The sequence below is a fragment of the Mucilaginibacter sp. CAU 1740 genome, from assembly GCF_039839285.1.
GTDB lineage: Bacteria > Bacteroidota > Bacteroidia > Sphingobacteriales > Sphingobacteriaceae > Mucilaginibacter.
On sequence record NZ_JBDOQS010000015.1, the window covers coordinates 174,840 to 200,606 of the forward strand.

Below are 25,767 nucleotides of genomic sequence, written 5' to 3' on the forward strand. Positions count from 1 at the left end.
ATTGCTTATTTCAACCCGTCATGGATCTTATTGATCATGTCCAGGTGCATCTTTACGGTCGGTGCGGTTTTTCCGGCAAAAGCTTTTAATTCTGCGTCTTTACCATCTTTGGCCTCATTCTGCATAAGGTCCAGGGTTTTCTTATGGCCGTCCACCATCGCATCCACGTAAGCCTTATCAAAATCGGTGCCTTTCAGTTTTTCCAGATCCGCCGCCTTTTTGAGGTGCGTGCTGTCCGGCTCGGTCGGCAGCGTAATGTTCTTGGTCTTGGCGATGCTCATCAGTTCATCGTTAGCTTTGCCATGGTCTTTGACCATCATGTTCGCAAAGTCTTTGATCTGTGCGTTGCTGGTTTTGGTGAGGGCCAGTTTGCCCAGTGCAACTTCAGCCATGCCGCCGCTGGCCGCTTCGGTCGCGAATTTCGCGTCATCGCTGGTCACAGCGATACCGCCGGTATTCATCGCATTGGAAGTGGTGTCTTTTGTTTTGTTCAGACTGTCTGCCGTCTGTTTGGCATCTTTCTGGCCATTACCGCAGCTTTGTAAAGCGAATAAGCCGGCAGCCAGAAGGGTCAGGTACGTTAATTTTTTCATGGGTGTTTGGATTGTTTGGAATGATAACACGATCACTGCCAATTAGTTTTACCGTTTGTCATTAAACACGTTCCACCTTTTTTGGCGCTAGACCATTACCACGATGGCCGGGTTCAGGCGTACCAGGTCGGCAATAAATTCGGCGCGTTCCTTTGGACTGACAATGACACTATCAAACTTTCCGTAAGTGATCTCGATGCGGTCAGCGACCGAAAGTGCCGGCGAGCTCAGGATGCTGTTGGTCGGCCGGATGGCTTTAATGCTGGCGACCGGGATATCGACCCGCACGATCCAGCCGGAGCGTACCTGGAGAATTCCGCCGTTGATCGTATAGCTGGTGTTTAAAAAGATCGGTAACACGATGCCCAGGATCACGCCGGTCACCAGGATACTGGATATGACCTGTCGGCCGTAGATCGCCGTCACCGCCGCCACGGCCAGCAGCAAGCCTGCCGGGATGAACAGCCCGTAACTGACCGCCGAACGATAGGTTCTGGAAGTTTGCATGTGGCAAGATAAGGAATGAAAATAACGCAACCATGTACCTTTTTTCTATGAAATGGAAAAATACTTTAACCAGCGCTGAAATTTTGACACGGAAAATGCAAAAACTTCAGCGCTGAACTGCAAATTTTGCAGTGCCAATACGCTGGCACAGGGCTTGTTACGGCTTTTTTAGTTTAATTAATTTATTGTTCAACTTTTAAAAGAGAAGGCCATGACCTTAGTTAAATTCAATCCTGAAAAAAGAAACAGTTCATTACTGCCAGGCTTTAGTGACGTTTTCGATTCTATTTTTAATGACACTTTTTTCAATGACCGTATGGTGACCCGCGTGCCGGCTGTCAATATTAGCGAGACCGAGAACAATTACCATGTGGAGCTGGCTGCGCCGGGCCTGAAAAAAGAAGATTTCAAACTGAATCTCGAACGCAACCAGCTGAGTATCTCGGTAGAACAAAGCACCAACCACGAGGACAACCAGAAGAACTACAGCAAACGCGAATACAGCTACAGTTCCTTCGTGCGTTCCTTTACCTTGCCGGAAAGCGCGGACGACAGCAAGATCGACGCTACTTACACCGATGGCGTATTGCGTATTGATATCGCTAAACGGGAAGAGGCCAAAACCCTGCGCAGGCAGATCGAGATCAAATAAATTTAGTGATTAATAGTTTGAAGCGGGAGGCCCTCAAAGGGGCCTTCTCTTTCTTTGTGCGTTATGAAAAGTGAGTTTGAGTTATTGATCAGCTTCCGCACGCCGGACGGCTTTAAGGCCTGCGGGCAATATTTTTTAGGCAAAGACCGCTCATTTGCCGAAACGGTCTTTGACGGGTTGAACGGCCGCCAGGATATAGAGGATAAGGCAATGCTGCACCTGGACCTGCTGGAAGTAGCGGGCGAAATACCGGTCAAGGTAAAAACCATCAGCTGCAAACTGAGCGAATTATGCGAGAACTGCCAGCACGTTACGCGCGAATTATTCCGGCTGCATGCCATCGAACCGCGGTCCTAATTTTTAGGAATATATTTCCGCAGTACCTCATATAACAATTCGAGGTCAAATGGCTTTGGGATATAATCATCGAAGCCATGCTGGTCATACACCTCGTTGATATTGCTGTTACAGCTCATCGCCACTACCGGCAGGTGCGGGTAACGCTTTTTGATCGCTCTGCAAAGCTGCCTGCATTCCTCCCCGCTAAAGCGGTAATCCAGTATCACCACATGCGGCCGTGCTTTATCGATCACTGCTAAAAAATCCACGTCAGCCTCCGGCAAGGCATACACGCGGAAACCTTCCAGCTCCAAAGCGGCGTATAATACTTCTAATACATCCTGATCGGATTCCTGAATAACAACGGTTTCCATGGCCTGGTTTTTTTGAAGGAATCCAAAAAAAGAAAGAAACTTTTGCTGTCGGCTGGTCGCTCGTTCTGGGTTCGATGTAAAATAAACAGCATAGTTGTACAATTGTTTGCTAATGGCATGGTAATTGGCTTACAACCAGCAATAAAAGGGTGCATAAAATAAAGTATGGCAGTTGGTTCGAAAAAGATACTCGTGGTGGACGATGATGAGGATATCCGGGAAGTAATGACGATGATTTTGGAAACGGATGGCTATACAGTATTCGCTCTTGATAATGGACACGAGGTCTTAAAAGCGATACAGGACAACCGGCCGGATGTCCTGTTGTCAGATGTGCGCCTGGGTGACATGGATGGCCGTGATATCTGCAGGGAACTTAAAGATAACCCAACAACGCGCGGTATTCCAATTAGTTTCGTTTCTGCCACACACGGCTGGCACACCATGCATGAAAAGAAATGTGGCGCCAACGATTACGTGGCCAAACCTTTTGATGTCGAAGACCTGTTGCTGCATGTCCGCCGCCTGGCAGCTTAAAGCGGCAGGCTGAAATAAAATATACTGCCTTTCCCTGGCTGGCTTTCTACCCAGATACGGCCGCCGTGATGCTCGACGATCTCCGCGCTCAAGTAAAGCCCGATACCAAAGCCGGAAACATGACGGAACGCTTTATCCTGCACGCGGTAATAGCGTTCAAACAGTCGTGCAGCATCTTCCTGACGGATACCGATCCCCTCGTCCCGTACACTGACTTCTGCCGCCCCGGAAACGATGCGGCAGGCTACGGTGATGCAAGTATCGCGCAGCGAATACTTTACCGCGTTGTTCAGCAGGTTGGAGATCACCGAAGCGATCTTGTCGCGGTCCGCGCTTATTTTGATTTTTGGGCCGTCCTCCATTACGATCTGGTGCGTGGTGCCGCCCAGGATCAGTTCATCGATCACTTCGCGGATCAGGTCGTCAAGCGTAAAGGGCTGCGGATCGATATGGATCTTACCGGCCTCCAGCCGCGAGACATTCAAAAAGCCATTGATCATCGTGGTCATTTTGCGTAGCTGCCGGCCGGCATTCTCCATTACATTAGCCAGGAAAGTATCATTACTTTTTTTCAGCTTCTGCTGCGCGAGCTGTACCATCGCGTTCAGCGAGGTCAGCGGCGTCTTCAGTTCATGGCTGACCATACCGATAAAATCATTCTTACGCTGCTCGTCCTGTTTTTGCTCCGTAATATCCAGCACGGAACCGATAAAGCGCAGCGGCCGGTTTTGCTCATCGAAATAAACCTGTCCCTTGGCCCTGACCCAGCGAACCCGCTGGTCTTCCATGCCGACGGTACGGTACTCGACATCGTACACCCCGTTCATTTTGCCCCTGTCAAAAACGTCGTCGATGATCCTGGTGATACGTTCGCGGTCATCGGGGTGAAGGCCTTGTACAAAGTCGCCTTCATAGGTCACTTCACCCTCATGGCTGATCCCGAAAAGCTCCCGGCAGCGCCTGTCCCATTCCATCGTTCCGGCCAGCATATCCATGTCAAAAGTACCGAGCTGCGCGGCTTCTTTGGACAAGCGCACCTGGGTATAGGCCTGTTCCAATTGCTTGCGCGCTTCCACCTGTTCCAGTACATCGATGGCCACGCACATGACACCGTAGACCTGGCCGGTTTCATCTTTTACCGGTTTATAGATAAAATTAAAATACCCGTCCTTTGCTTTACCCTCGATGGTCAGCGTGCCTTTCACCTCGCTGCCGTAGAATGTTTCGCCTGTAAGATATACTTTATCCAGCAGCTCAAAAAAGGGCTGGCCCACCAGTTCAGGTACCGCTTCCGCATAGGTTTTGCCAATGATCTCGTTGTCTTTGCCCAGCATGCGGTACATCAGGTCGTTGACAGTCTCAAAAATCATCTCCCGGCCGCGCAGTACAAATATCGCTACCGGGGCGTCCTGCACCAGGGCACGGAACCGGGCGTCGCTGCCCGCTAACCCTTCATTCGCTGTGGACAGTTCCCGGTTAGCGTTACCCAGTTGTTCATTCAGGATACTGATCGCTTGCCGTGACTTGACTTGTTGGGTATTTTCCAGCACCCAGACCGCGACCTTCACGATTTCGCCCGCGTCATTTTTTACGGGGGCATAGACGAAAGTCACAAAGATCCATTCCTCACGGCCGTGGCGGACCAGCATCAGTTCTACCTCGTCGGCATAATAAGGTTCGCCGCTTTTAACAACAGCCGTTAACGCTTTTTCATAATAGGCCCGCGCTTCAGCGAAAGGCTCCCAGTACCATTTACCCAAAATGGCTTCCCGGGACTTTCCCGCGATCTCCAGAAATTTATCATTAACGATCTCCGCTTTGAGCGTAGCCGCATCCAGGATACAGATCCCGATCGGCGCGGAACGCACTATAGCATAAAGATTTTCGCCGTCGGTGAGCTGCATGTTGCTTTGATTTATTAATGGCTAAAGTAGTAAAAATATGGCTCCCGCGGGCCTCCGGGCGGTCGTGGCTTCCGCTTTTTATTTCCTGCCCGGGGAAAACAATAGCAGACCGGGCAGGTTAACCTAATAGGCAATGACAGTATGGATGAGCATTTATTTTTGAAAGGACAGCGGGTCATCACCAAAGAGGGTGAAGAAGGCGAAGTAGTGGATGCCAGCGGCGACCGGATCAGCGTGAAGCTGGATAGCGGCGTAACCAAAGAATTCCCGTCTGATGACCTCCAGGATAATAACAGTGCCGGCTAACGATAATAGTGATGATAGAACAAGCAAACAGGGTCAAACAGATCCACGAGAATTTTAAGCAAAGCATCTGGCTGGACTTTATTGATCGGGAGATCATGCGTTCGGGTAAACTCACTAGCATGATCGAAGAAGATGGCTTGCGCGGCGTCACTTCCAACCCCGCGATCTTTGCCGCGGCCATTGCGGCCAGCGCGGACTACGATGCGGATATCGCCCGGTTAGGGAAAAGTGCACTGAGCGATGAAGAGCTATTTTTTGAGATCGCGGTCGCAGATATTCAGCAGGCCGCAGACCTGTTCGACGGCGTGTATAACGACGAGGTCAAGGGCGCCGACGGTTATGTCAGCCTCGAGGTAGCTCCTTCGCTGGCATTGGAAACGGAAAAAACCATTGCGCAGGCGCACCTACTGTGGGAAAAGGTCGGCCGCAAGAATGTAATGATCAAAATTCCGGGAACAGAACCGGGTTTACCTGCTATCCGTGAGGTGATCTCGGCGGGCATCAACGTTAATGTAACCCTGCTGTTTGGCTTGAAACGTTATGAAGCCGTAACCGAAGCTTATATTTCGGGGCTGGAAGACCGGCTCGCTAACGGCGAAACGATCAACGGGATTGCTTCGGTAGCCAGTTTTTTCCTGAGCCGAATCGACCTGCTGGTCGACCCCCTGCTGGACGAAAAGGGTTTACAAGACCTCAAAGGAGAAACGGCTATCGCCCTGGCCAAGCAGGCCTATGCCGTCTACAAAAGGGTTTTCAGCAGTGAACGCTGGCAAAAACTGGCCGACCAGGGCGCTAAACCGCAACGCTTGCTTTGGGCAAGTACCAGCAGTAAGGATCCTGCTGCCAGGGATACCAAATATGTGGAAGCCCTGATCGGGCCGGATACGGTGGATACCGCACCATTGGATACCATAGATGCTTTCCGCGATCATGGCATCGTCAACGCGACATTGGAAACCGGCCTGGAAGAAGCAGGCAATACCATCCGGAAGTTAACGAATGCCGGTATCGACCTGGAAAAAGTAGCACAGCAGCTGGAAGCGGAAGGGATCGAGAAATTCAATAAGCCCTTTGACAAGCTCTTAAATGCCATAGCGGGAAAACGAAATAGTAGATAAATACATGATCAAAGCGCTGATTTTCGATCTTGACAATACGATCTTTGCCACCACAACGATCAGCGACGAAATTTTCGGGCCGATCTATGAATTGATGGAACAATACCGTATTAATCTTAGCGATGAGATCATCGAAAGCATTAAATCGGAACTGGTTCGTATGCCGTTCCAAAAGATCGCGGACAAGTATCACTTTCCAGCCCAACTAAAAAGCAACGGGATCGAACTGCTGAAACAAACGGTTTATAACAAGCCAGTCAAGCCCTACAAAGATTATGAACTGGCCAGGTCGACCAGCGTGACGAAATTCCTGGTCACGGCCGGTTTTACTAAATTACAGCAAAGCAAGGTGGACGCCCTGGGTGTGCGCAGCGATTTTAAGGAAGTGATCGTCGTTGACCAGGAAGTCACCGACGAGACCAAGCGCGACGTTTTTGCGCGGCTCATGCAAAAGTATGGTTATGAGAAGGACGAGTTGATCGCAGTCGGGGATGACCCGGAATCGGAGATCGGCATGGCCCGTGATCTGGGCATCAAAACTTACCTATACGATCCGGAGAGCCGGTTCAAGTCCGAAGGCGTCACCTGGCACGAGCAACATTACGATAAGCTGGTGGCGCTCTTGCGTTCTTAACCTTCCCGCTTAAGATCCAAACCCACCAGGAATTTCTCCTGGTCGCTCAGGTCACCCACCAATATCCTGATCGGTTCGGGTAATTTTTTGATCAGCGTCGGCGTGGCGATGATCTGCTTGCCTTCGGCCAGGTGCGGGTGTTCCCGCAGGTCGATCACCTCGACCGTGTAGTGGTCTGCTAAATGTTCTTTACAATAGCGCTCCAGGTTTGTAATGGCGCTGCGTGATTTTTGCGTATTGCCGGCCACATACAGGCACAGCTTATATTTTTCCTTTTCCATAGCTCGGTCGGGATCTTTATAAATTGTACTTCTATCAATTGTTTTCGTTTATTTTTTGAATACAATTTTAGCTGAAAACGGTTTGTGCCTTTTGAATGGTTTTTGACAGGTCGATGCCTTCCCCTAAAACGCCTTTGAACAGGTCGCCGGTTTCTTTCAGGCGGCCCAGCGCGTTATGGATATTGAAATGCTGTATGGTCAGGCCGGGTTTGACCTCGTCCCAGCTCAGCGGCATGGAAACCGTCGCACCGGGTTTTGGGCGCAGGGAATAAGGCCCGGCAATAGTGGCGCCGGGGCGGTTTTGTAGGAAGTCGAGGTACATCTTACCATTGCGGGCAGCAATGCTGCGTTCCAGGCTGGTATAGTCGGGTATTTGTTTGTGCACCAGTTTGACAATAATGTTCGCGAACAACTGGCTTTGCTGGTAAATATATTTGGCTTCCAGTGGGATATAGATATGCATCCCGGTCGAGCCCGAAGTTTTGGGATAGCTGGGCACATCGATCGCATCCAGGATATCTTTGGTAATTCGGGCCGCTTCGACCACCTGGTCATAGGTATGTTTATCCGGGTCCAAGTCGATCACACAGTAATCCGGGTTGTCAGGTGTTTCTGCTCTACTGAACCAGGGATTGATCTCGATACAGCCTAACGAATTCATCCAAAGCAGGCTGGCTTCATCGGTGCCGACCAGGTATTTGGTAACCTTGCCTTCATCGGTGACATGGTCGAACGTCTTGGCCCAGTCCGGCGCCTTATCGGTAACGTTCTTTTGATAGAAGCTATGGCCATGGATACCCCCGGGAAAACGATTCAGCGACATAGGCCGGTCCTTTAAGTAAGGCATCATGTATTCGCCAACTTTATAATAGTAGTTGAGCATATCGCCTTTGGTCACTTTATCTTCCGGCCAGTACAGCTTGGTCACATGATTGAATTTCAGCTCATGGCCGCAAACTTTCTTGGTTTGGGTGTCCTCGGTCGGATTGACCAGCGTTTTCCGTTCGGTCGATCTGACCGGCTCCAATTTGAGATCAGTTTTTTTTGCTGGCTTGTTTTCGGTTTCGTGAACCGTTTCTTCCGTATCAACCGGTGTTTCCAGCACGACATCTTTGGCTTTTTTGTCGGTACGCATCCCTTTAAAGGAGGCTTGTCTAAACACGCCGTCGCTGGTCACTTCGGCAAAAGCCACCTCGCAAACCAATTCGGGTTTGAGCCAGGTCGGTTTGGCGCCCATACGTTTCGGCCGGAAGCGCGTCGGTTTATCGACATCCACCTCGTAATCAAAAGGGCTATTCTTGGTGATCAGCGGTTCGAATTGCGCAATCATTTCCTTTTGGAGCTTGTCTGAAAAGCCCGTGCCCACCTTGCCGACAAACTGCAGTTCGCCTTTGGCATCATAAACGCCCAAGACCAGCGCACTGAATGATTTGCCGGTACCCTCGTTCTTGGTAAAACCGGCGATGACCACTTCCTGCCGCCGTTGTACTTTTACCTTCAGCCATTCTTTCGAGCGCAGGTCGGAGGTATAAACACTGTCCGCTTTTTTGGCGATGATCCCTTCCAGTCCCATGCGTTCAGCGGCAGCAAAGAAATCAATGCCGTTGGCATCGAACACTTTGCTCTGGCGGATATGGTCGTTATCTCTTGGCAAAATGCTTTGAAGGATAGCCTGCCGTAGGCTTAATGGCAGGCTCATCAAATTCTTGCCCTCGTACCACAAAATATCAAAAATATAAAAGACCAAATTGCCGTCGGCTTCGCTGCGCCAGTTCTGCATGGCGCCGAAGTCCGAAAGCCCTTTATCATTGAGTACCAGCAACTCGCCATCGAGTACCGCATTCATGCCCCATTTCTTTAAGGCGTCATTGATCGGGTAATATTTTTCAAAGGGAAGATTGTTGCGGGAGATGAGCGAGACCTCATCTTTTTGAATATTGGCGATGGCCCGATAGCCGTCCCGTTTGACCTCGAACAGCCAGCCGGGTTCGTCAAAAGGTTCATCGACTAGGGTCGCCTTCATGGGCTTGATGTTAGCCGGGATCTTAGATTTTGGGGCTGCTTTTAACAGCGCCTGCACATCGACTTCAGGCGATTCTTCTGTTTCCACCTCGTCTGCTAATTCCTCATCCGGCACCACATCTTCTTCGTGGCCGTTTTGCCAGACCTTTTCACTGGTCTTTTCCATCGTTTCGATGGTCTTGCCGGAAAGGACGGATTTATCTTTTTTGGTCACATCTTCGCTGGTAGCGAATTCGTCCTTGTGCTTGATCATCAGCCAGCCGTTCTCGCCCATGCCGTGTGTTTTGACCAGCGCGAACTCGCCGTTGAGTTTTTCACCGTGCAGTTTGATCTTTAAAGAGCCGGAAGCCAGTTGTTTCAGCAAATGCTTCTCCTGTGCCTTCTTGCCTTTTATCGGTTCGATGGGCTCATAGATGCCTTCGTCCCAGACAATGACTGTGCCGCCGCCGTATTCGCCTTTAGGGATGATACCTTCAAAGTTCAGGTAGTCGAAAGGATGGTCTTCCACCATCATGGCCAGGTGCTTCACCTTCGGGTCAAGGCTCGGGCCTTTCGGTACTGCCCAGCTTTTCAATACGCCCTCCATTTCCAGCCGGAAATCGTAATGCAGACGGGAGGCGTCGTGCTTCTGCACCACGAAGATCAGGTGATCCTTGTCCTTGCTTTTACCGGCTTTGGGTTCAGCCGTCTTGTTAAAGTCCCGCTTTTTGACGTATTCTTTCAGGCCCATAAATTACTTTTTAAAATATTTGGCGATCTCTTCGAGGTTATCGCCGACCTTGTCTTTAGCTGCTTTGAATTCATCAACCGAAACATCGAAATGTTTGGCCCAGTATTCGTAATCGAACTGATCCATTTTGGCCACCTCGGCTTTATTATTTTCTTCCATAGTTCTATCTTTTAAGACCACAATTCCGCCCTGAAAACAGGGCGGCCTGTACTTATTCCTGATATTTTGCCTGCTCCGATTCGATCTGCGCCAGCGCAGTTTGAATACCTTCCCGCTGGCCCTTTAGTAATTCCATATGGTCAGCATGGTCGGCAAAATCTGCGATGAGTTCATCGTACTTAGCGATCACGGCTTTCTCCCCGGTGATGATCGTTTCTATCAGTGATCTGTTATCCTTGCCTGTCAAGGCACCTTTAATGATTAACCAGGTCCGGTGCAATCCGCCTAAGATACCGCCGCTGTCATTGTCGGCATCTGCGCCGTGCAGGGCAAGATGGTCCCTCAGCTCTGATGTATATACAATGCGCTCGCCCGATAACTTTGAAAACAGCGCTTTAAGTTCGGGGCTAGCGGTTGCTTCGGATGCGGTATGGTAGCCTTCTTTACCGTCATTGACCAGTTCCAGTAAATCTTTCAGGTCGCTGATCACTTCGTCTTTGGTTTTCAGGGATGATGATCCTATGTCGTTGTCCATTTTTTAAGTTTAATAAATCTATGCAATTACACTCCGTTTAGAATGCTCAACTCAGTTCTTCCTTGATGGCGTGAACCGTATCCTGCACCGCCAAATCTTTTGCCTGACGCATGAAGGCGCCCGGATCGGCTAATAGTTCGTCTAAAATGGAGCGACCGTCCGGCCCCTTTCGGGTGATGTAGTAAACACCATAGGCCGTGAACAGGCCTAAGGCGAATGATTTAAAATGTCCCATAATGTTTTTTATTACTGTCAGTCAAAGGCAGTGCCAAACGTCCAATAACAGCGTACTGGTCACAAACTTGGGTAGTGCCTATAGCGCAGGATCTTTCGTTATAGTTGATTTTAAAGGGCTGAACCAATGAAAAGATTTTTTATCTTTAAGCGTGCAAAAGATCCTTTGTTTATTGGTCAGTCATGATTGGCGCCTGCTTAACCAAAACGCACCGCGTTTGTCAGCGCTGTTGCAAAGCGCAGGTGAAATACCCTTATAACCGGGGAGCCTGGTCGGATCTTGAGTGAGCTAACGAAATTTAGCTGAAAGTTCCTGCCAGGGGCGGACGGCGGTGACCGCAAGCATGCACGGCACCAGGTTACGGGCTTGTTCCAGGATGGCCTGCTCAAATCCCTCGTCATCATTGTTGCCGGACAAACCCTGCCACAGCCCTGAAACATCATCCTTTTCTAGCAGCATAAATTGCCCCTTCGGTCTCAGGATCAGACAAAGGAGCTCTGATGGATCCTTCCTTTCGTAAAATAAAATATCAAATGGATAGGGACGGTAGAGGGTCAGTGTAAGGCTCATCAGGTTTGGTTTTATTCAAATATAAACAGCGGCCTGAAACCTTGCTATAGCGGCAGCCGAAAACCTTACTCCATTCCGGAATAATTGCGGCAGGGTGAATTTAAATTAATTGACAAAAAATTAACTCAAATTTAAAATCACATTCTCATTAAATTATTATATTTATAAAGTCAGACTCGCTGTAACAGTGAGGCCCGCTGGCGATCATTTCCATTTGCTATTCATGACACAACATACAGATGCGCACGCTTTAGCGAATGCGGCTAACCAACGTTTTGAAAACACCATGCACCGCTTTCTAAAGCGGTGGGCCAAAACTAACGGGCAGGCGACCTTGCTGCGCTTCGATCAGCCGCTGGGCGACTACCTACAAGGCGATGCCCTGCGGGATTTTTTTCTCAGCACCACGCACCCGATGCATGAGCTGTTGAAACATAAAGCGATCGCCAGGCACCTCGGCCGCTCTGTTCGTAGCGTATATTTCGACCCCATCACGGGCGATCCATTATTGGCTGTCACAGAGCAGCGTATTTACAACCTGGCCCGGCGCCTGGACAGCGAAAAGATGCAGGTGCCCTTCCGCTCGGTGCAGCCCAACAAGCAAACCCCGGAAGGTGATACAGCCGACATCGCGAGCTATCCGGAGCATTCCGACACCCTTCGTTATAATAGCGGCAACCATTTCAGCAGCCGCCCGGCGAACGGTAACGTGTTCGACGAAAACAGCCATCGCTGTTTAGCCGAGTCTGGCGGCAGGCTGCAGGTGCTCTTTAGCCGCGGCTATCTGGAGGACCGCCTTCAGGAGGTTAAAGTGCTGACGGCTGGGGCGCAGGCTGCCGGACAGACCGGGCCATTATTTTTTGTGATCTGTAGCCGTCATTCAGCCAAAGAGGGGCATTACGGGGTCAACCTGTTGGTGATGGACCCGGCGACACCGCTTTACCCGCAGCGGGTGTTGGTCTGCGATACCCTGCTCAAGGAATTACCGCAGCATCCCCGCTGGTGGTACTTCTTTATGGAAGAATACGCCAACCTTTTTGGCGCGGCTATCAAAGACCTGATCGAAGATATTTCCCACCCTTTGCAAAAAGTGAATGTCAGCGGCGATGATCCCTACCGGCATGACTGGGACTGTCCCTATTATGCCGCGGCCATGACGCTGGCGTTGATCCGGATCGTCAGGGCCCGGCCGGGACTGCCCCTGTTCGGTACAACCGAAGCGATCCACCGGGCGATGAAAAAAGAACTGCGGGAATATTACCTGGCCGATGGGACGATCAAAGACCGGGCGGGCATCCGGCTGGCCAATCGTTTAAAGCGCTGGAACAGCGGGCGGCTACTGATCAGGATCATCGCTGCCCAAGCGAAAACCCAAATATTGGAACGCCTGTCAGCCTGAAAACCGTATATTTACAGGACTTCAAATCAAGGACGATGAAGATCGAGTCGGTTATTCCTATTTTTTATTCAGACGATGTGTTGCGCAGCATCCGGTTTTATACCGAAGTGCTCGGCTTCGACGACCATTGGACCTTGGGCAAAATTTTAGCGCCAGCGGGTCCCAAGCTTTTTATGATTATGTCCTGGCACTACTACGAGGAGAAAAGATCGGTCTGATTTAAACCGGGTGTCACTTCCCTGAACGGAAATTTATTTTTAATGTGCCTGTTGAACCAGATGCCCTTGGCGACCGTCGCCTTAAATTGCCGGTACTCGCTTTCCGGTACGTTCAGGTAATGATACACCTTCCCGGAATGATAAACGACCTCGAAGATAACGCGAGCGGCGTCGTAATGATAAGATTTGATAACGGCAGACGGCATAGTTGTTGCTTAAAACCTGATTGACGCCAGGCCCGGACAATCGGCTTCCGGGCCTGGCGTTAATTCTTTTCTTCCATTAATCTTTCTTTTTAGGGGCTTTTGCGCCTTCTTTCCGGGCTTCGGAAAGACCGATGGCGATGGCCTGTTTTTTACTGGTTACTTTTTCGCCGCTGCCGCTTTTCAGCGTACCTTCTTTTTCTTCGTGTAAAGCTTTATGGACCTTGTCCTGTGCTTTTTCTGAATATTTTGCCATGAGCTTTGTTATTGTTTTTCGATAGGTTTTTGTTGTTCATATAATTGATGCGCTACAGCGCTGTCCGGCATCAGGTTGGCGGCATGCACTTCCAGGCTGTTCTTCCAGCCCGCGATCACCCGGTCCTTACCAGCCATCAGGGCTTCATAACCCTCTTTGGCTACATCAGCCGGGTCGGCCATGGCTTCTTTATCCTGTACGGCTTTACTCTCATTCATACCGGCTTTGTTAAAGAAATCAGTATCGGTCACACCCGGCATCAGTGCGGTCAGGGTAACGCCGCTGTCTTTCACTTCCTCGCGTACCGCCGTGGTAAAGGACAACACAAAGGCTTTGGTCGCATGATAAACGGCCTGCCAGGGGCCGGGCAGCTTACCGGCCACGGAACCCAGGTTCAGGATCTTGCCTTCCCCGCGGGCAGTCATCTGTTTCAAAAAGTGTTTGGTTAAGATCACCGTCGCGCAAATATTCAGGTGAACAATGCCCAGTTCGCGCTCCAGTTCGTTTTCGGTGAACAGGCCGTAAACACCCTGGCCAGCGTCGTTGACCAGCACATCCACCTGCTCGGTCACTTCCGTGCACAAAGCTTTGGCCTGCTCCATATCGGAAAGGTCTTTGACAATGGTTTCTACCGTGATGCCAGCTGACTGCAGTTCAGCAGCCGTACTGTCCAGTTCTTCCTGGTTACGGGCGACAAGAATCAAATTATAGTTTTCTTTAGCGAACAGTTTCGCCAGTTCTTTGCCGATCCCGCTGGTACCGCCGGTGATCAAGGCCGTTTTAGTGTTATTTTCCATAGGTATTGCATTAGTTAAGCGTGCGGGTCGAGGACGATCTTTACGCAGTCCTCTTCCTTTTCGTCAAATATTTTATAGGCGTGTTCCACCTGGGTAAGCGGCAGGCGATGTGTAATGATATCATCCAGTTGCACCTTATCCTGTTTGACCAGGTCGATGAGCTGGTCGATATAATTCAGTACCGGCGCCTGGCCCATTTTCAGCGTGATGCCCTTATCGAACAGGCGGTGCAGCGGAAAGTTATCATAAGGCGAACCATAAACACCCATGATCGAAACCGTCCCCATGCGGCGTACCGCTTTAAAAGCCATTTCCAAAACCTTGATGCTGCCTTTTTCAAAATTGACCGTGGCTTTCAGCTTATCGAATAAATTGCGTTCCGGCTCAAAGCCCACCGCATCCACGCAAACATCCGCGCCGCGGCCATTGGTCATCGCGCGGATCGCTTCCACCACATCCACTTCATGCGGGTTCAGCGTATCCACTTTATTGACCGCTTTGGCTTTTTCCAGGCGGTAGTTCAAAGGATCTATGGCGATCACCCGGCTGGCGCCGTTGATCCAGGCCGCTTTCTGCGCCATCAGGCCCACCGGGCCGGAACCGAAGATGGCCACCACTTCGCCGCCTTTTAACTGCGCCCAGTCGATGGCCGACCAGCCCGTAGGAAAAATATCGGTCAGGAACAGTACTTGCTCATCCGTTAGGTTATCCGGCACGATACGCGGGCTGATATCGGCATAAGGTACACGTACGTACTGCGCCTGTCCGCCGGAATAACCTCCATAAAGGTCGGTATAACCGAACAAGGCGGCGCCTTTCTGGTCCATCAGGTCACCGTCCGGCCCATAAGTTTTATAATTGGAATGCTCGCAGGCAGGCGAAGCGCCATGCTGGCAAAAAAAGCAATGACCGCAAGCGATGGGAAAAGGCACGACCACGCGATCGCCTCGTTTCAGGTTCTTCACCTCTTTGCCGACCTCTTCCACGATGCCCATGAACTCATGGCCCATGATCATCGGTTCCTTTTGTGGCACCGCGCCGCTCAGGATATGCAGGTCGGAACCGCAGATCGCGGTCGCCGTGACCTTTAAAATAACATCTGTCGCCAGTTCGATCTTCGGATCTTCTACGGTATCGCAGGTGATCTTGCCTGGTTTGTGAAATACTGCTGCCTTCATAGGTTTATAATTAAGTTTTGATGCTTATAATTAACTTGAAGGAAACATTATTGTTTAATAATATTTAAAAAACAAATACCGCCGATCCTGATGTTATAGTGAGGTGAAACCCTTTACTCTCTGTGGCTATGAAACTGACCCTGATTAAATTATTAACGTCTAAAACCTGAACCCATGAGCAAACCAATTTCCTTAACAGGCACTACCATTGTGATCACCGGCGCTTCCAGCGGCGCGGGCCGCGCGGCCGCCCTGGAGTTCGCCAAGTATCGGACCAATTTAGTGCTCGCCGCCCGCAACGAGGCTGCCCTGAACGAGGTCAAAGCTGAATGCGAGGCGCTGGGCGCGCAGGCGCTCGTGGTACCGACCGATACCAGCGATGCCAAAGCCATGATCGCACTGGCTAATGCTGCTGCCGACTGGCAGGACCGGATCGATGTCTGGATCAATAATGCAGGCGTGCTGGCGGCGGGTGACTTTGACAAAACCCCGATGGCCGTCCACGAGCAGGTCATTAAGACCAACCTCCTGGGGTACATGAACGGCGCGCACGCTGTACTGCCTTTTTTTAAAGAACAGGGTTGGGGCACGCTCATCAATAATATTTCCATCGGCGGTTTCCTGCCCGTGCCCTATGGCGCAGGCTATACGGCGGCCAAGTTCGGCCTGCGCGGCTGGTCGGAAGCGTTGAAAGGCGAACTAACCGGCTTTCCCGAGATCTATGTATGCGACCTGTTCCCGGCCTTTTTGGACACGCCCGGTATCCAGCATGCGGGTAATTACACCGGCAAGGTGCTTAAACCCGCGCCGCCGGTCTACGACCCGGTGCGACTGGCCCAGGTCATGGTCAAGGTAGCCCGACGGCCCAAAGCCAATACCTATGTCGGCAGTGTATCGCTTTTGTTCAAACTTTCGCACGCGCTGCTACCGGAAACCGTGACCAAAATGACCGGTTTCGTCATGAAAAAATACCTGGATCGTGCAGACCCCATCGCCCTGAGCGACGGCAATGTTTTTACCACCGTGGATTACGGCATGAGCCGGCACGGCGGCTTTGGTCTGCCGGGCAAACCCAAAGCTCACCGCAAATATATCGCCGGCGCTTTGCTGGCCGGCCTGGCCCTGGGCTGGGTGATCACTAAAAGAAAATAAGCTATGAAAAAGAAAAAAAGTTTTTTTGAAAAGTTCTCCAACTGGGCCACGACAGCTACCGGGAGTTCGGCCGCATTTATGATCGCTGCGGCGACAGTTGTCATTTGGGCGGTCAGCGGCCCTTTATTCCATTATTCTGAAACCTGGCAGCTGGTCATCAATACCGGCACCACCATTGTCACTTTCCTGATGGTGTTCCTGATCCAGAAATCGCAGAATAAAGATTCCAAGGCCATCCACCTCAAACTCAACGAACTGCTGGCCTCGCACGAGGGCACCAGTAACCGCATGGTCAATATCGAAGACCTGACGGAGGAAGAGTTAGATCACTTATACAAGTTCTATATCCGCCTGTCCGAACTGGCTGAAAAAGAGGATGATCTGACCTGTACGCATTCCATTGATGCCGCTGAGGAAAATAACCGCACCAAGTCCGGGCATTTCCGCAGCCGGAAATCTTACCGGCCAAAACCGAAGAAAAATGAAAGCTAAAACATCCGGCCATCTTCGCTCAGCGCTCACCGCGCAGCCCGGTGCGACCGAACGTTTATCCGATATCCTCGGCAGCGTTTGGTTCCTGATCGCCTGCCTGCTGCTGATCGTTTTTTATATCGCCTGGAACAGCGGCTGGATCGCGGGACTGAAGCCTTTTGACGCTTCGCCCTTCAATGTCCTGGATACGATCCTTTCCATATTTGCCATCGTGCTATCCGTAACCGTACTGATCAGCCAGAAAACACAGCGCCGGCAGGAAAAGATCAGGGAGCAGGTCGAGTTCGAGATCAATGTCCGGGCAGAGCATGAGATCACCAAGATCCTGGAAATGCTACACGAGATACAGCAGAAAATGGGCATTAAGCGCAACGACCAGGAGCTGGAAGAAATGAAAAAAGAAACTGATATCGCCGACATTCACCAAAAAGTAAAAGACAAAACGTGAAAAAAAACTTACCCCTCATTTTACTGCTGTTGTTACTGCTCAGCGCCAGACAAATGCAGGCCCAGACCATTCCGCCTGCTGCAAAGCCTTTGCTGGTGGGCCATACGCAGCGCGATACGGTGACCGAAAAGGACACCACCAGGGAAAACCAGGAACCCCAATATTTTTATCTGTCATTTAATGCCAACGTTTTCGTAAACAGCAAAGGCGGCGTGGAACAGCGTTTTTCACCCGCCGTAGAATTTGGCAGAACGTTCGGGATCTTTGATATCGGCCTGGCAACCGGCAGGCTCAGTTCACTCGATCACGGACCCGATACTTCCCGTTTCATCGAGTTCCGGCCGACAATCAATGTGTTCTCCAAAGGACGTTTCGCCGAAGCGCTCTGCCTGGGCGGCGGCTATGTTTTCAAAGCCAAGCAGGGCATGATGACCGAGATCTGCAACAGCATCAATTTTAATGTGACCGAAGTTTTCGCTGTCGCCGTACAGCAGGGCTACCTGTTCTTTGACGGTACCAACGACCACAGGAACGAACAATACATGGGTTTTGCCTTCACCTACAATTTCCTGCGGAAACACAGTGTAAATATGCGGCGCAAACGAAAAGCCATCGTCAGCGATAATTAAACTATGGATAAACTGCTATACCGTTTAAAGAAATTTAACGAAGCCCTGCTGCCGGAAAAGGTGCAGCTGAAATACGAAGCGATGGCCGAGAATGCCTTCCGCTTTTTTCGCGGCACCTGTCATTTGTTTTACGAAGACCTGGCGGCAGCCGAACCCCTGCCGCTTTCACCGCTGGCCTGGATCTGCGGCGACCTGCATATCGAGAACTTCGGCAGCTATAAAGGCGATAACAAGCTAGTGTATTTTGACCTGAACGATTTTGACGAGGCGCTCCTGGCACCCGCGAGTTATGAGACCGTACGCATGGTGACCAGTATTTTTATCGCTTTTGACAACCTCGGTTTTGAAGAAAAGAAAGCCCTGAAAATGGCGCAGCTCTACCTCAAAACCTATTCGGCTACCCTGGCCAAAGGCAAAGCGATCAGCATCGAGCCAAGGACCGCCAAAGGCATCGTTTGTGATTTTTTAAAAGCCGCGGCTGATGGTACTTACAGGGAACTCCTGAAAAAACGCACGGTCAGCAAGAAAAGAACGATCATGCTGTCGCTGGCCGATGAACGGCATTTCAAACTGGATAAGCCACTAAAGAAAGAATTAAAATCCCACATCAACGAATGGATCAGGACCAGCAGCGACGGGCCCTATAACTATGAGGTGCAAAGCATAGTTTTTCGATTGGCAGGTACCGGCAGCATCGGCGTCAAACGCTACCTGTTCCTGCTGAAAAGCACCAATACCAAAGATCATTATTTGCTGCTGGATATGAAGCAGGCCCGGCCATCTTCGGTACAGCCGCACCTGTCCGTTCAGCAATTGGCCTGGGACAGCGAAGCCGCGCGGGTGATCGGTATTCAGCAGCGGCTGCAGAACGTCCCCGCTGCCTTGCTTAGTACCACCGAATTCCGGGGCGAATCATTTATTATCCAGGAACTGCAGCCGGTCAAAGATACCATCAAGTTTAAATTGCTGAAAAATTACCGGGATATGTACGAGGTGATCGATGACATGGCCGCACTGACCGCCTCGGCCCAGCTCCGCAGCGGCGGCATGCAGGGTTCGGGTAATATCGATGAACTGATGGCCTTTGGTCTGGACCAGGGCTGGCAGGAGGCCGTGATCACTTATGCGCAGCGCTATGCAGCAAAAACCAGATCCTATCATGAAGAATTTGTCAGAGACCTTAAAGCCGGGAAGTATGGAAACTAAAACGATCACCGTTATGGTCGAAAGTCCCAAAGGCTTCAGCCAGAAATTTGATTACGATGAAAAAGTCAACCGTTTCCGTCTGAACAAGATTCTGCCCGCCGGGCTGATCTTTCCCTTTGATTTCGGGATGATCCCCGGTACGAAGGGAGAAGACGGCGACCCGCTGGATATCATCGTCATCGATGAGAACGGGACTTTCCCGGGTTGCCTTATCGATTGCCGGATCATCGGCGCCTTCCAGGCCGAACAGACGGAGCGGGACGGCAAGCAGATGCGAAACGACCGCTTCGTCGGCATCCCCGATGTATCCCAGCTTTTTTCCGAAGTGAACACCCTGGCGGAACTACCCGAAGCCCTACTGAATCAACTGGAACACTTTTTTAAGAACTATAATGAACAGGCGGGCAAACAATTCCGGGTCACCGCCCGGCTGGATGCGGCGCAGGCGCTAAAATTGATCGAACATGGAACTATTACTTAAACTTTTTGGCGAGGGCGAACACCTGGACGCCCTGCAAATGAGCAGCCGGGGCATCGTGATGTTCCTAGTCATGCTGGTCCTGATCCGTATCTCGGGGCGCAGGTCTTTCGGGGTGCGGACCGCGCTCGATAACATTATCGCTATCTCGCTGGGCGCGATCATGAGCCGGGCAGTCGTCGGCGCTTCGCCTTTCGGAGCGGTCATCTGCTGCTGTTTCGTGATCGTCCTGCTGCACCGGGCCACCGGCCGGCTGATCGCCGGCAGTCAAAGGATCAGCCGGGTCATCGAAGGTGAGAAGATCCTGCTTTTCAAGGACGGTGTGTACCTAAAAGAAAACATGAAAAAGGCGCTGGTCTGTGAGGAAGACCTGATGCAGGGCGTCCGGAAGTCGGCTTTGACCGAGGATATGGACCAGATCCAAAAGGTCTATATGGAACGGAACGGGGAGATCAGCGCGATCAAAAAATAGCCATAGTTTTTGGAAGAAATGTGTAGCCGCTTTACTTTGATATTTATGCCGAGATGAGCGCTGTCATTCGCGTCTCATTATTTCCGTTTATTGCTCCGCCCCAGTTTTTTCAGCGTCTCGATCAATTTGTTCGGTTTGCCTGGTTTAGCCGTTGCCTTATCTGAAATATCCCGGATGATCTCGTCCAGTTCCCCGGCGCTGCTTTTCAGCATCCGGGTCAGGTGCTGATAGTCCTCGTAACCTTCGACGCTATCCATCAATTCAATGATGCCGACAATATTGGCCAGTGGCTTGCGGACACCGTGGGACTGGATATAACCGATCTCGTCCAGGTCAGAAGCGGCCTGCTCCAGTTTGTTTTGCGTGTCAATGAACTGCGTGATGTTGTAGCCGATGCAAAAGATCCCTTCCGGCTGGCCGTTCGCGTCGAAGAGGGCCTGCATTTCCCATTGCGTGATCACAAAGCCGCCTTTGCCATCATGCTTGCGCAGCGTAGCCGGGAACAAGCGCCCCGGTGCCGCAAAACATTTCGGGCCCACCGCTTCGCAAACCTTGATATCATCCGGGTGCAGCGTGACCGAAAAATGCTGGCCCTTGAGCGTTCCTTTACCTAAGCTGAAATTGCGGTCATAGTTCGGGCTGACAAAAATGTAGGTACTGTCCATCCCGATCGCGATCGTATAGAACAGTTTGGACGTATGCAGGAAGGCGTTGATCTGGCTATAGCGATGCATAAAGTAAAAATTAAGAATAGATGTAATTCACATGCAAAATCATGCCAATAAATCAATCAAAAAGTGCTGCACTGGCGGGGGTGACCTTGCCAATGCGCTGATCCCTGTTGTTCACCAACCGGCATAGCTTGGTCGCTGCGTCCTCGAAATCATCATGCTTGTCGCTCAGGAGCAACCAACTGGTATCGAAGCCTTCCTCCAGATCGAAATTTGTAATGGCGAGCACATCAGCTTTTAAGCTTTGATGATGTTCTTTGCGGGTGGATACCCAGATGCCATTATGCTGCGGATTCTTTTTCGTACGACGGAAGATCAGCACGATCTTGCCGCCAAAATAAACATAAAACATGCCGACCGCGGGTTTGACGATGATGCTTTTGGGCAATTCGTCCAGCAGGAAAGCAAATGGCATCTCTTGCTTCACTTGCTCAGGCTTTTTTAACGAATTCGGATTTCAGCGCCATGGCCCCGAAGCCGTCGATCTTGCAGTCGATGTTGTGATCGCTCTCCACCAGGCGGATATTTTTCACTTTCGTGCCCGCTTTGATGCTTTGGGAAGTGCCTTTAACCGGCAGGTTTTTGATCGTGACCACCGTGTCGCCGTCCTGAAGCACATTGCCATTGCTGTCTTTGACCACCAAAACATCTTCAGCTGCCGGTGCTGCTGAAGCAGCCCATTCGTTCCCGCACTCCGGGCAGACGAGCAGGTCGCTTTGTTTATAGGTATAAGGGCTTTGGCAGACCGGGCAGGAAGGAAGTTGGTTCATTTTTTGTAAATACGTTTAAAGCACAAAGGTAAACATTATCAAATAATGAGCTGGACCTGTCCTAAATGTGATCGCCAACTGCCCTGGCAGGATTACCGGCATTATTGCCAGCGCGTGAACCTCGACAGTTTATTCGAAGGCCGCTCGCCGGAACTGGTGCTGGTATTAGATAAGATCCTGGCCGAGGTCGCCGATTGGCCCAAGGTGCTGATCGGGGTATCACCCAACTGTATCGTCTTTACCCGGCGGGTGGGGTTCCTCATGATCCGCCCCATGAAAAAATGGCTGGATCTCAAGTTCTATTCGACGGTGGCGCATCCGGAAAACCGGTGATCAAAAGCGTGGCTGCCGGAAAGAACTTCGCCAACCATATCCGAGTGGACAGACTGGACGACATTCGGCCCGGACTTTTCCAGTACATCCGGGAATCTTATGCCGTACCTTAATTTCAAGCCAAAACAAAAGCACAGACCGAGTGTATTATTTACAGATCAAAAATTAAAACCATGGGCATTAAAACAGGACCGAAAAAAACAGCGAAATCAACCGGTAAGGTCGACAAACGTCAGCGCGACAATAAGGAGACGCCGAACAACAACCCGGCACTCAAACCGCACGAACACAAAAAGGGGGATTAATCGTGCCGCGGGACAAGCCAGTTAACGAGGTCAGCGAGCTGCGCAGCTATCGCTGACCTCGTCATATTTAAAGCTTATCCAGATCACCGCGCTGTTTCCCCCGCGAACTCGACATGCTGGATAAGTATTTGATTATTTGCCGGGCGAAGACTACTTGAATATCATTTAAGGAAATACAAATTACTAGAATCAAAATAGTAAATTTGACTAACAATTAGATTACCCTCCTATTGCGTCATTCGTAGCGTAGGATCACCTTATAAATTATAATACACTGAATACCAGTTATAAGCATATCAGGTTTAGAACCTTCTTAGTAAGCTGATACATCAAGTCAAATGAACTGCGTCATTCGTAGAGTCTTTTTGACTTTGTCGTCAAAAACGGTATCAATAACGCGTAGATTGCATAGGGTCGAATCTCTCCCTCTCCTCTATTCACTTCAGTTAATTACAAGTCCTTCACCGAAAGTTGGCATGGAAAAGAATTATAAATTATATATTTCAATAATCATCTAAACTTATTACGGTAGTGAAAAAATCAATCTACATATTCATACCATTCTAATTTTAAGCAAATACACTTTGACTTTACCTTGGAGATCTGAAGTCATATACTAAAAAATTAGAAAATAAATGGCATCGCAATCACAAATCACAATTATGATTTTGATTAATCAATTTAACAATCCCTGAATCGTCGATTACGTTGCTGACTTCGGTGGCGGTATGCTGGATGGCATAGGTTTGGCCCTGTTTATCCAGCAGCGGCTGGTAAGTAAAATCAAAATAAAAGGTTTGGGCCGGCCGTCGACCACGAGCTGTGCCTGCAGGCCTTTCTCTTAGCAGGTTTTCCCGATGAACCAGCCTTCTTTCAATAAGCCGGTAAAGGGCTGGCCTGCCATTTCCGGCAGGACGGCTTCAAAAGTACTGTCGCTCACGTCCTGATCTTTCCCCCAGAGCAGCAGCATGCCTTCGTTGGCGAAAGCGATGGTCAGGTCGGCATAACTGTAAACTGCAGCTGCTTCGGGAATAGCTTGTAATATCTGCAGCAGCTGGTTTTGCTCCAGCCCAATTTGCTCATTCATAAACATTAACAGGGGAAAACAGTACGGGTGATCGGATGCCCTAAATTAATTAAATATACTAGAAGTTAAAATAAAGCTGCTGATTAGGTCATTGCTGTAGCGATTAAGCTACAGCTGTTGCTGATTGGAGGGGCATTCCCGCATGTAAACCGTATGGCACGGTTATTAGCCCATTTGGTTTATCAAAACAACCACTATGAAAACGACCGCCAAAACCGCTGTACTGTTAAAATCATTCGACCTGCAATTACTGGCTTTGCTGAAAAGCGATTTGCAGCAAGTAAAAGCCGTAAAGAAGGCGGCATAATATATTTATTTCCATCCACCTGTGAAGGAAAAGCAGCTTCGGCCTCTCTTTTTAATTAGTGTGATGAAAAACACTGATTAAAATGGAAAACCACAAAAAAATTCTGATCGTGGACGACGATAACGACATCCGCGACATTATCCACCTGATCCTCGAAGGCGAGGGTTATGAGGTCAGCGAACTGGCCGACGGCCACAGCATCAATAGTGCAGTGGATCATTTTCACCCGGACGTAATCCTGCTGGACGTAATGCTCGGAGATATGGACGGCCGGGATATTTGCCGCGAACTCAAATTAGCATCAGGTACCGAATCCATTAAAATTATTATGATATCCGCCAGCCACAAACAGGAGGTTTTAAAAGACGGGGGCTGTCGGGCCAATGATTACCTGGCTAAGCCTTTCGATATTGAAGATCTCATCCAGAAAGTCGGCTTTTACGCCGCCGCTTAATACGCAATTCATGAAAATCACAAAATACATCCATTCCTGTTTGCTTTTTGAAAAAGATGGTTTTAAATTATTATTCGATCCCGGTAAATTTTCCTTTGCGGAAGGTTTGGTCAAACCTGACCAATTTGCAGATATCAATGCAGTGATCATCACCCATAACCATCCGGACCATTTGGACACCGATAACCTCCGCAAGATCATTGAATTAAGCCAGGCGGCCATCTATACCAACGCAGAGGTTTCCCAGGAACTTAAGGAAGCCTGCCTGGAAAGTATAATTGTCGAAGAAGGTGAAATGACACTCGGGCATTTTCTGTTCCAGGTTATTAATGTTAAGCATGAGCCTTTGCTGGATAGTCCGGCACCTAATATGCATGCTTATGTCATTGATCAGCTTGTCCTTCATCCCGTAGATTCCTTTGATGAAAAATTAAATGAATATCAGGGTATTCCCCTGCTGATCCTGCCAATTATGGCGCCCTTTACTACCGAACTTGCGGTTGCCGGATTTGCTGACCGGATCAATCCAAAGGAGGTACTACCGGTACACGACGGCTATGCGAAACCTTTTTTTTTAAAACAGCGGTATGAAAATTACACGGAACATTTTGAAAAGAACAATATTAAATTTTACAGTGCGGGAGAGCCGGGTGACGCTCTAGTGATCAGTCAGGAATAAATGCTTTTAGTTCTTTAGGAAGAACTTTTACATATCAAAACTAAAATTTTAAATACAATCAACATGAAAGACAACACAATTGAGCGCAGAGATTTTTTAAAAAAATCCATCGCATTGAGCGCAGGCCTGACAGTAGCGGGCGGTATGCTAACATCTTTTAATGCCGAAGCAGCAACTGTTGTCGACAATCCAATGGCGGCCAACGAAAAAGAATTCCGTATGGGCGTAATCGGCCCGGCCGAATTATCTCTGGCGACCAGCCAAATCGCCGTGAATAAAGCCACCAACAAAAACGCGAAAGAATTTGCGGGTTTTGAACTTGGGGAAGCTATTGCGGTAACGGGCGTGCTGAAAGACCTGGGAACACCAGTGCCGATGATGGATGCCAAAGCAAAAGCTACATTGGAAAAGATCAAGTCCACCCCGGCAGGTCCTGAATTTGACAAAGCCTACATCAAAGCGCAATTAGAGAACCACGAATTTTTACGTGACCTCGCGCAAAACTACATCAGCAAAGGAAAAATGGCTGGTGCAGCTGAAAACCAGGGCAGACACTTGGCCACATTGTCACTTGCGGTATTTAAAGAGCATGTGGCCATAACGAGCCGGATATTAAAAGAATTGGGTGCTTAAAATTATTATTTAAATACTCAGTGTTATAAGGCGGGATAGGATCC

At 49.8% G+C, this 25,767-nt stretch carries 36 protein-coding genes; 19 read left to right on the forward strand and 17 right to left on the reverse strand.

The window, feature by feature from the left end:
• Positions 1-5: 5 nt before the first annotated feature.
• Positions 6-593: a DUF4142 domain-containing protein gene (locus AAFN85_RS26985; RefSeq protein ID WP_347531032.1), complete on the reverse strand. Its 588-nt coding sequence runs from the start codon at positions 591-593 to the stop codon at positions 6-8.
• An 87-nt stretch (positions 594-680) separates the two neighbouring features.
• Positions 681-1,100, reverse strand: coding sequence for a PH domain-containing protein (locus AAFN85_RS26990; protein ID WP_347531033.1), 420 nt, complete (start codon positions 1,098-1,100; stop codon positions 681-683).
• A 211-nt stretch (positions 1,101-1,311) separates the two neighbouring features.
• Here AAFN85_RS26990 and AAFN85_RS26995 point away from each other — a divergent pair, with 211 nt between their 5' ends.
• Together AAFN85_RS26995 and AAFN85_RS27000 are read left to right on the forward strand one after the other, a co-directional pair.
• A complete protein-coding gene (locus AAFN85_RS26995; RefSeq protein ID WP_347531035.1) occupies positions 1,312-1,752 on the forward strand; it encodes an Hsp20/alpha crystallin family protein in 441 nt (146 codons plus the stop codon).
• Positions 1,753-1,815: 63 nt separating this feature from the next.
• On the forward strand, positions 1,816-2,109 hold the full coding sequence (locus AAFN85_RS27000; protein WP_347531037.1) for a hypothetical protein: 294 nt from the start codon (positions 1,816-1,818) through the stop codon (positions 2,107-2,109).
• Here AAFN85_RS27000 and AAFN85_RS27005 read toward each other — a convergent pair.
• A complete protein-coding gene (locus AAFN85_RS27005; RefSeq protein ID WP_347531039.1) occupies positions 2,106-2,465 on the reverse strand; it encodes a response regulator in 360 nt (119 codons plus the stop codon). The genes AAFN85_RS27000 and AAFN85_RS27005 overlap by 4 nt on opposite strands.
• 165 nt (positions 2,466-2,630) lie before the next feature.
• On the opposite strand from AAFN85_RS27005, the gene AAFN85_RS27010 reads away from it, so the two are divergent.
• Positions 2,631-3,002, forward strand: a complete 372-nt coding sequence (locus AAFN85_RS27010) for a response regulator (RefSeq protein ID WP_347531040.1) — start codon at positions 2,631-2,633, stop codon at positions 3,000-3,002.
• On the opposite strand, the gene AAFN85_RS27015 is transcribed toward AAFN85_RS27010, so the two are convergent.
• On the reverse strand, positions 2,999-4,906 hold the full coding sequence (locus AAFN85_RS27015; RefSeq protein WP_347531041.1) for an ATP-binding protein: 1,908 nt from the start codon (positions 4,904-4,906) through the stop codon (positions 2,999-3,001). The two genes, AAFN85_RS27010 and AAFN85_RS27015, sit on opposite strands and share 4 nt — an antisense overlap.
• Positions 4,907-5,047: 141 nt before the next feature.
• Between AAFN85_RS27015 and AAFN85_RS27020 the strand changes: the two genes are divergently transcribed.
• From AAFN85_RS27020 to AAFN85_RS27030, 3 genes are read left to right on the forward strand one after another with little or no spacing between them, the layout of a single operon-like run.
• On the forward strand, positions 5,048-5,212 hold the full coding sequence (locus tag AAFN85_RS27020; protein ID WP_347531042.1) for a hypothetical protein: 165 nt from the start codon (positions 5,048-5,050) through the stop codon (positions 5,210-5,212).
• An 11-nt stretch (positions 5,213-5,223) separates the two neighbouring features.
• Positions 5,224-6,330: a transaldolase gene (gene tal / locus AAFN85_RS27025; RefSeq protein WP_347531043.1), complete on the forward strand. Its 1,107-nt coding sequence runs from the start codon at positions 5,224-5,226 to the stop codon at positions 6,328-6,330.
• Between the two features lie 4 nt (positions 6,331-6,334).
• Positions 6,335-6,964 carry an HAD family hydrolase gene (locus AAFN85_RS27030; protein WP_347531044.1) on the forward strand — a complete coding sequence of 210 codons (630 nt, stop codon included), beginning with the start codon at positions 6,335-6,337 and terminating at the stop codon, positions 6,962-6,964.
• Here the strand turns inward: AAFN85_RS27030 and AAFN85_RS27035 are convergent.
• From AAFN85_RS27035 to AAFN85_RS27060, 6 genes are all read right to left on the reverse strand, one after another.
• Positions 6,961-7,245 (reverse strand): circadian clock KaiB family protein, encoded by a 285-nt coding sequence (locus AAFN85_RS27035; protein ID WP_347531045.1) that lies wholly within the window; start codon positions 7,243-7,245, stop codon positions 6,961-6,963. The genes AAFN85_RS27030 and AAFN85_RS27035 overlap by 4 nt on opposite strands.
• 67 nt (positions 7,246-7,312) lie before the next feature.
• Positions 7,313-9,997, reverse strand: a complete 2,685-nt coding sequence (gene ligD, locus AAFN85_RS27040; protein ID WP_347531046.1) for a DNA ligase D — start codon at positions 9,995-9,997, stop codon at positions 7,313-7,315.
• 3 nt (positions 9,998-10,000) lie between these two features.
• Positions 10,001-10,156, reverse strand: a complete 156-nt coding sequence (locus AAFN85_RS27045; RefSeq protein WP_347531047.1) for a DUF3606 domain-containing protein — start codon at positions 10,154-10,156, stop codon at positions 10,001-10,003.
• Between the two features lie 52 nt (positions 10,157-10,208).
• Positions 10,209-10,691: a PA2169 family four-helix-bundle protein gene (locus AAFN85_RS27050; protein ID WP_347531048.1), complete on the reverse strand. Its 483-nt coding sequence runs from the start codon at positions 10,689-10,691 to the stop codon at positions 10,209-10,211.
• Positions 10,692-10,737: 46 nt separating this feature from the next.
• Positions 10,738-10,926 carry a YtxH domain-containing protein gene (locus AAFN85_RS27055; RefSeq protein ID WP_347531049.1) on the reverse strand — a complete coding sequence of 63 codons (189 nt, stop codon included), beginning with the start codon at positions 10,924-10,926 and terminating at the stop codon, positions 10,738-10,740.
• 288 nt (positions 10,927-11,214) lie between these two features.
• A complete protein-coding gene (locus AAFN85_RS27060) occupies positions 11,215-11,496 on the reverse strand; it encodes a hypothetical protein (protein WP_347531051.1) in 282 nt (93 codons plus the stop codon).
• Positions 11,497-11,719: 223 nt separating this feature from the next.
• Between AAFN85_RS27060 and AAFN85_RS27065 the strand changes: the two genes are divergently transcribed.
• On the forward strand, positions 11,720-12,895 hold the full coding sequence (locus tag AAFN85_RS27065; RefSeq protein WP_347531052.1) for a hypothetical protein: 1,176 nt from the start codon (positions 11,720-11,722) through the stop codon (positions 12,893-12,895).
• 500 nt (positions 12,896-13,395) lie between these two features.
• Here the strand turns inward: AAFN85_RS27065 and AAFN85_RS27070 are convergent, their stop codons facing one another.
• Genes AAFN85_RS27070 through AAFN85_RS27080 form a run of 3 tightly spaced genes read right to left on the reverse strand, consistent with a single transcriptional unit; the run spans position 13,396 to position 15,547 of the window.
• Complete coding sequence (locus AAFN85_RS27070) at positions 13,396-13,572, reverse strand: DUF6496 domain-containing protein (protein WP_347531053.1); 177 nt, start codon at positions 13,570-13,572, stop codon at positions 13,396-13,398.
• 8 nt (positions 13,573-13,580) lie between these two features.
• Positions 13,581-14,369 (reverse strand): SDR family oxidoreductase, encoded by a 789-nt coding sequence (locus AAFN85_RS27075; RefSeq protein WP_347531055.1) that lies wholly within the window; start codon positions 14,367-14,369, stop codon positions 13,581-13,583.
• A 14-nt stretch (positions 14,370-14,383) separates the two neighbouring features.
• Complete coding sequence (locus AAFN85_RS27080) at positions 14,384-15,547, reverse strand: zinc-dependent alcohol dehydrogenase (RefSeq protein WP_347531056.1); 1,164 nt, start codon at positions 15,545-15,547, stop codon at positions 14,384-14,386.
• Between the two features lie 174 nt (positions 15,548-15,721).
• Here AAFN85_RS27080 and AAFN85_RS27085 point away from each other — a divergent pair, with 174 nt between their 5' ends.
• Genes AAFN85_RS27085 through AAFN85_RS27115 form a run of 7 tightly spaced genes read left to right on the forward strand, consistent with a single transcriptional unit; the run spans position 15,722 to position 20,424 of the window.
• Positions 15,722-16,699, forward strand: coding sequence for an SDR family oxidoreductase (locus tag AAFN85_RS27085; protein ID WP_347531058.1), 978 nt, complete (start codon positions 15,722-15,724; stop codon positions 16,697-16,699).
• A 3-nt stretch (positions 16,700-16,702) separates the two neighbouring features.
• The gene (locus AAFN85_RS27090) at positions 16,703-17,191 is read left to right on the forward strand and encodes a low affinity iron permease family protein (RefSeq protein ID WP_347531060.1); all 489 of its coding nucleotides are present in this window, start codon (positions 16,703-16,705) and stop codon (positions 17,189-17,191) included.
• Positions 17,181-17,639 carry a DUF1003 domain-containing protein gene (locus AAFN85_RS27095; RefSeq protein ID WP_347531062.1) on the forward strand — a complete coding sequence of 153 codons (459 nt, stop codon included), beginning with the start codon at positions 17,181-17,183 and terminating at the stop codon, positions 17,637-17,639. The genes AAFN85_RS27090 and AAFN85_RS27095 overlap by 11 nt, the downstream gene beginning before the upstream one ends.
• Positions 17,636-18,268, forward strand: a complete 633-nt coding sequence (locus AAFN85_RS27100; protein ID WP_347531063.1) for a hypothetical protein — start codon at positions 17,636-17,638, stop codon at positions 18,266-18,268. The genes AAFN85_RS27095 and AAFN85_RS27100 overlap by 4 nt, the downstream gene beginning before the upstream one ends.
• A 3-nt stretch (positions 18,269-18,271) precedes the next feature.
• A complete protein-coding gene (locus tag AAFN85_RS27105) occupies positions 18,272-19,474 on the forward strand; it encodes a DUF2252 family protein (RefSeq protein ID WP_347531064.1) in 1,203 nt (400 codons plus the stop codon).
• Positions 19,464-19,955 carry an inorganic diphosphatase gene (locus AAFN85_RS27110; protein WP_347531066.1) on the forward strand — a complete coding sequence of 164 codons (492 nt, stop codon included), beginning with the start codon at positions 19,464-19,466 and terminating at the stop codon, positions 19,953-19,955. Before AAFN85_RS27105 ends, AAFN85_RS27110 begins: the two co-directional genes overlap by 11 nt.
• The gene (locus AAFN85_RS27115; protein WP_347531068.1) at positions 19,939-20,424 is read left to right on the forward strand and encodes a YetF domain-containing protein; all 486 of its coding nucleotides are present in this window, start codon (positions 19,939-19,941) and stop codon (positions 20,422-20,424) included. The genes AAFN85_RS27110 and AAFN85_RS27115 overlap by 17 nt, the downstream gene beginning before the upstream one ends.
• Positions 20,425-20,501: 77 nt before the next feature.
• On the opposite strand, the gene AAFN85_RS27120 is transcribed toward AAFN85_RS27115, so the two are convergent.
• The 3 genes from AAFN85_RS27120 to AAFN85_RS27130 are packed head-to-tail and all read right to left on the reverse strand — an operon-like array spanning position 20,502 to position 21,925.
• Complete coding sequence (locus tag AAFN85_RS27120; RefSeq protein WP_347531069.1) at positions 20,502-21,158, reverse strand: hypothetical protein; 657 nt, start codon at positions 21,156-21,158, stop codon at positions 20,502-20,504.
• A gap of 52 nt (positions 21,159-21,210) precedes the next feature.
• Positions 21,211-21,582 (reverse strand): hypothetical protein, encoded by a 372-nt coding sequence (locus tag AAFN85_RS27125; protein ID WP_347531071.1) that lies wholly within the window; start codon positions 21,580-21,582, stop codon positions 21,211-21,213.
• Between the two features lie 4 nt (positions 21,583-21,586).
• On the reverse strand, positions 21,587-21,925 hold the full coding sequence (locus tag AAFN85_RS27130) for a zinc ribbon domain-containing protein YjdM (RefSeq protein WP_347531073.1): 339 nt from the start codon (positions 21,923-21,925) through the stop codon (positions 21,587-21,589).
• 45 nt (positions 21,926-21,970) lie between these two features.
• On the opposite strand from AAFN85_RS27130, the gene AAFN85_RS27135 reads away from it, so the two are divergent.
• Positions 21,971-22,258 carry a DUF5655 domain-containing protein gene (locus tag AAFN85_RS27135; RefSeq protein WP_347531074.1) on the forward strand — a complete coding sequence of 96 codons (288 nt, stop codon included), beginning with the start codon at positions 21,971-21,973 and terminating at the stop codon, positions 22,256-22,258.
• A 173-nt stretch (positions 22,259-22,431) separates the two neighbouring features.
• Complete coding sequence (locus AAFN85_RS27140; protein ID WP_347531075.1) at positions 22,432-22,563, forward strand: hypothetical protein; 132 nt, start codon at positions 22,432-22,434, stop codon at positions 22,561-22,563.
• An 841-nt stretch (positions 22,564-23,404) separates the two neighbouring features.
• On the opposite strand, the gene AAFN85_RS27145 is transcribed toward AAFN85_RS27140, so the two are convergent.
• Positions 23,405-23,650 carry a hypothetical protein gene (locus AAFN85_RS27145; RefSeq protein WP_347531076.1) on the reverse strand — a complete coding sequence of 82 codons (246 nt, stop codon included), beginning with the start codon at positions 23,648-23,650 and terminating at the stop codon, positions 23,405-23,407.
• 389 nt (positions 23,651-24,039) lie between these two features.
• On the opposite strand from AAFN85_RS27145, the gene AAFN85_RS27150 reads away from it, so the two are divergent.
• From AAFN85_RS27150 to AAFN85_RS27160, 3 genes are all read left to right on the forward strand, one after another.
• Entirely contained in the window at positions 24,040-24,411 is a 372-nt protein-coding gene (locus AAFN85_RS27150; RefSeq protein WP_347531078.1) for a response regulator, read from the forward strand.
• A 10-nt stretch (positions 24,412-24,421) separates the two neighbouring features.
• Positions 24,422-25,090 carry an MBL fold metallo-hydrolase gene (locus AAFN85_RS27155; RefSeq protein ID WP_347531080.1) on the forward strand — a complete coding sequence of 223 codons (669 nt, stop codon included), beginning with the start codon at positions 24,422-24,424 and terminating at the stop codon, positions 25,088-25,090.
• 63 nt (positions 25,091-25,153) lie between these two features.
• Positions 25,154-25,723, forward strand: coding sequence for a DUF4142 domain-containing protein (locus AAFN85_RS27160; RefSeq protein ID WP_347531082.1), 570 nt, complete (start codon positions 25,154-25,156; stop codon positions 25,721-25,723).
• The last annotated feature ends 44 nt before the right edge of the window (positions 25,724-25,767 follow it).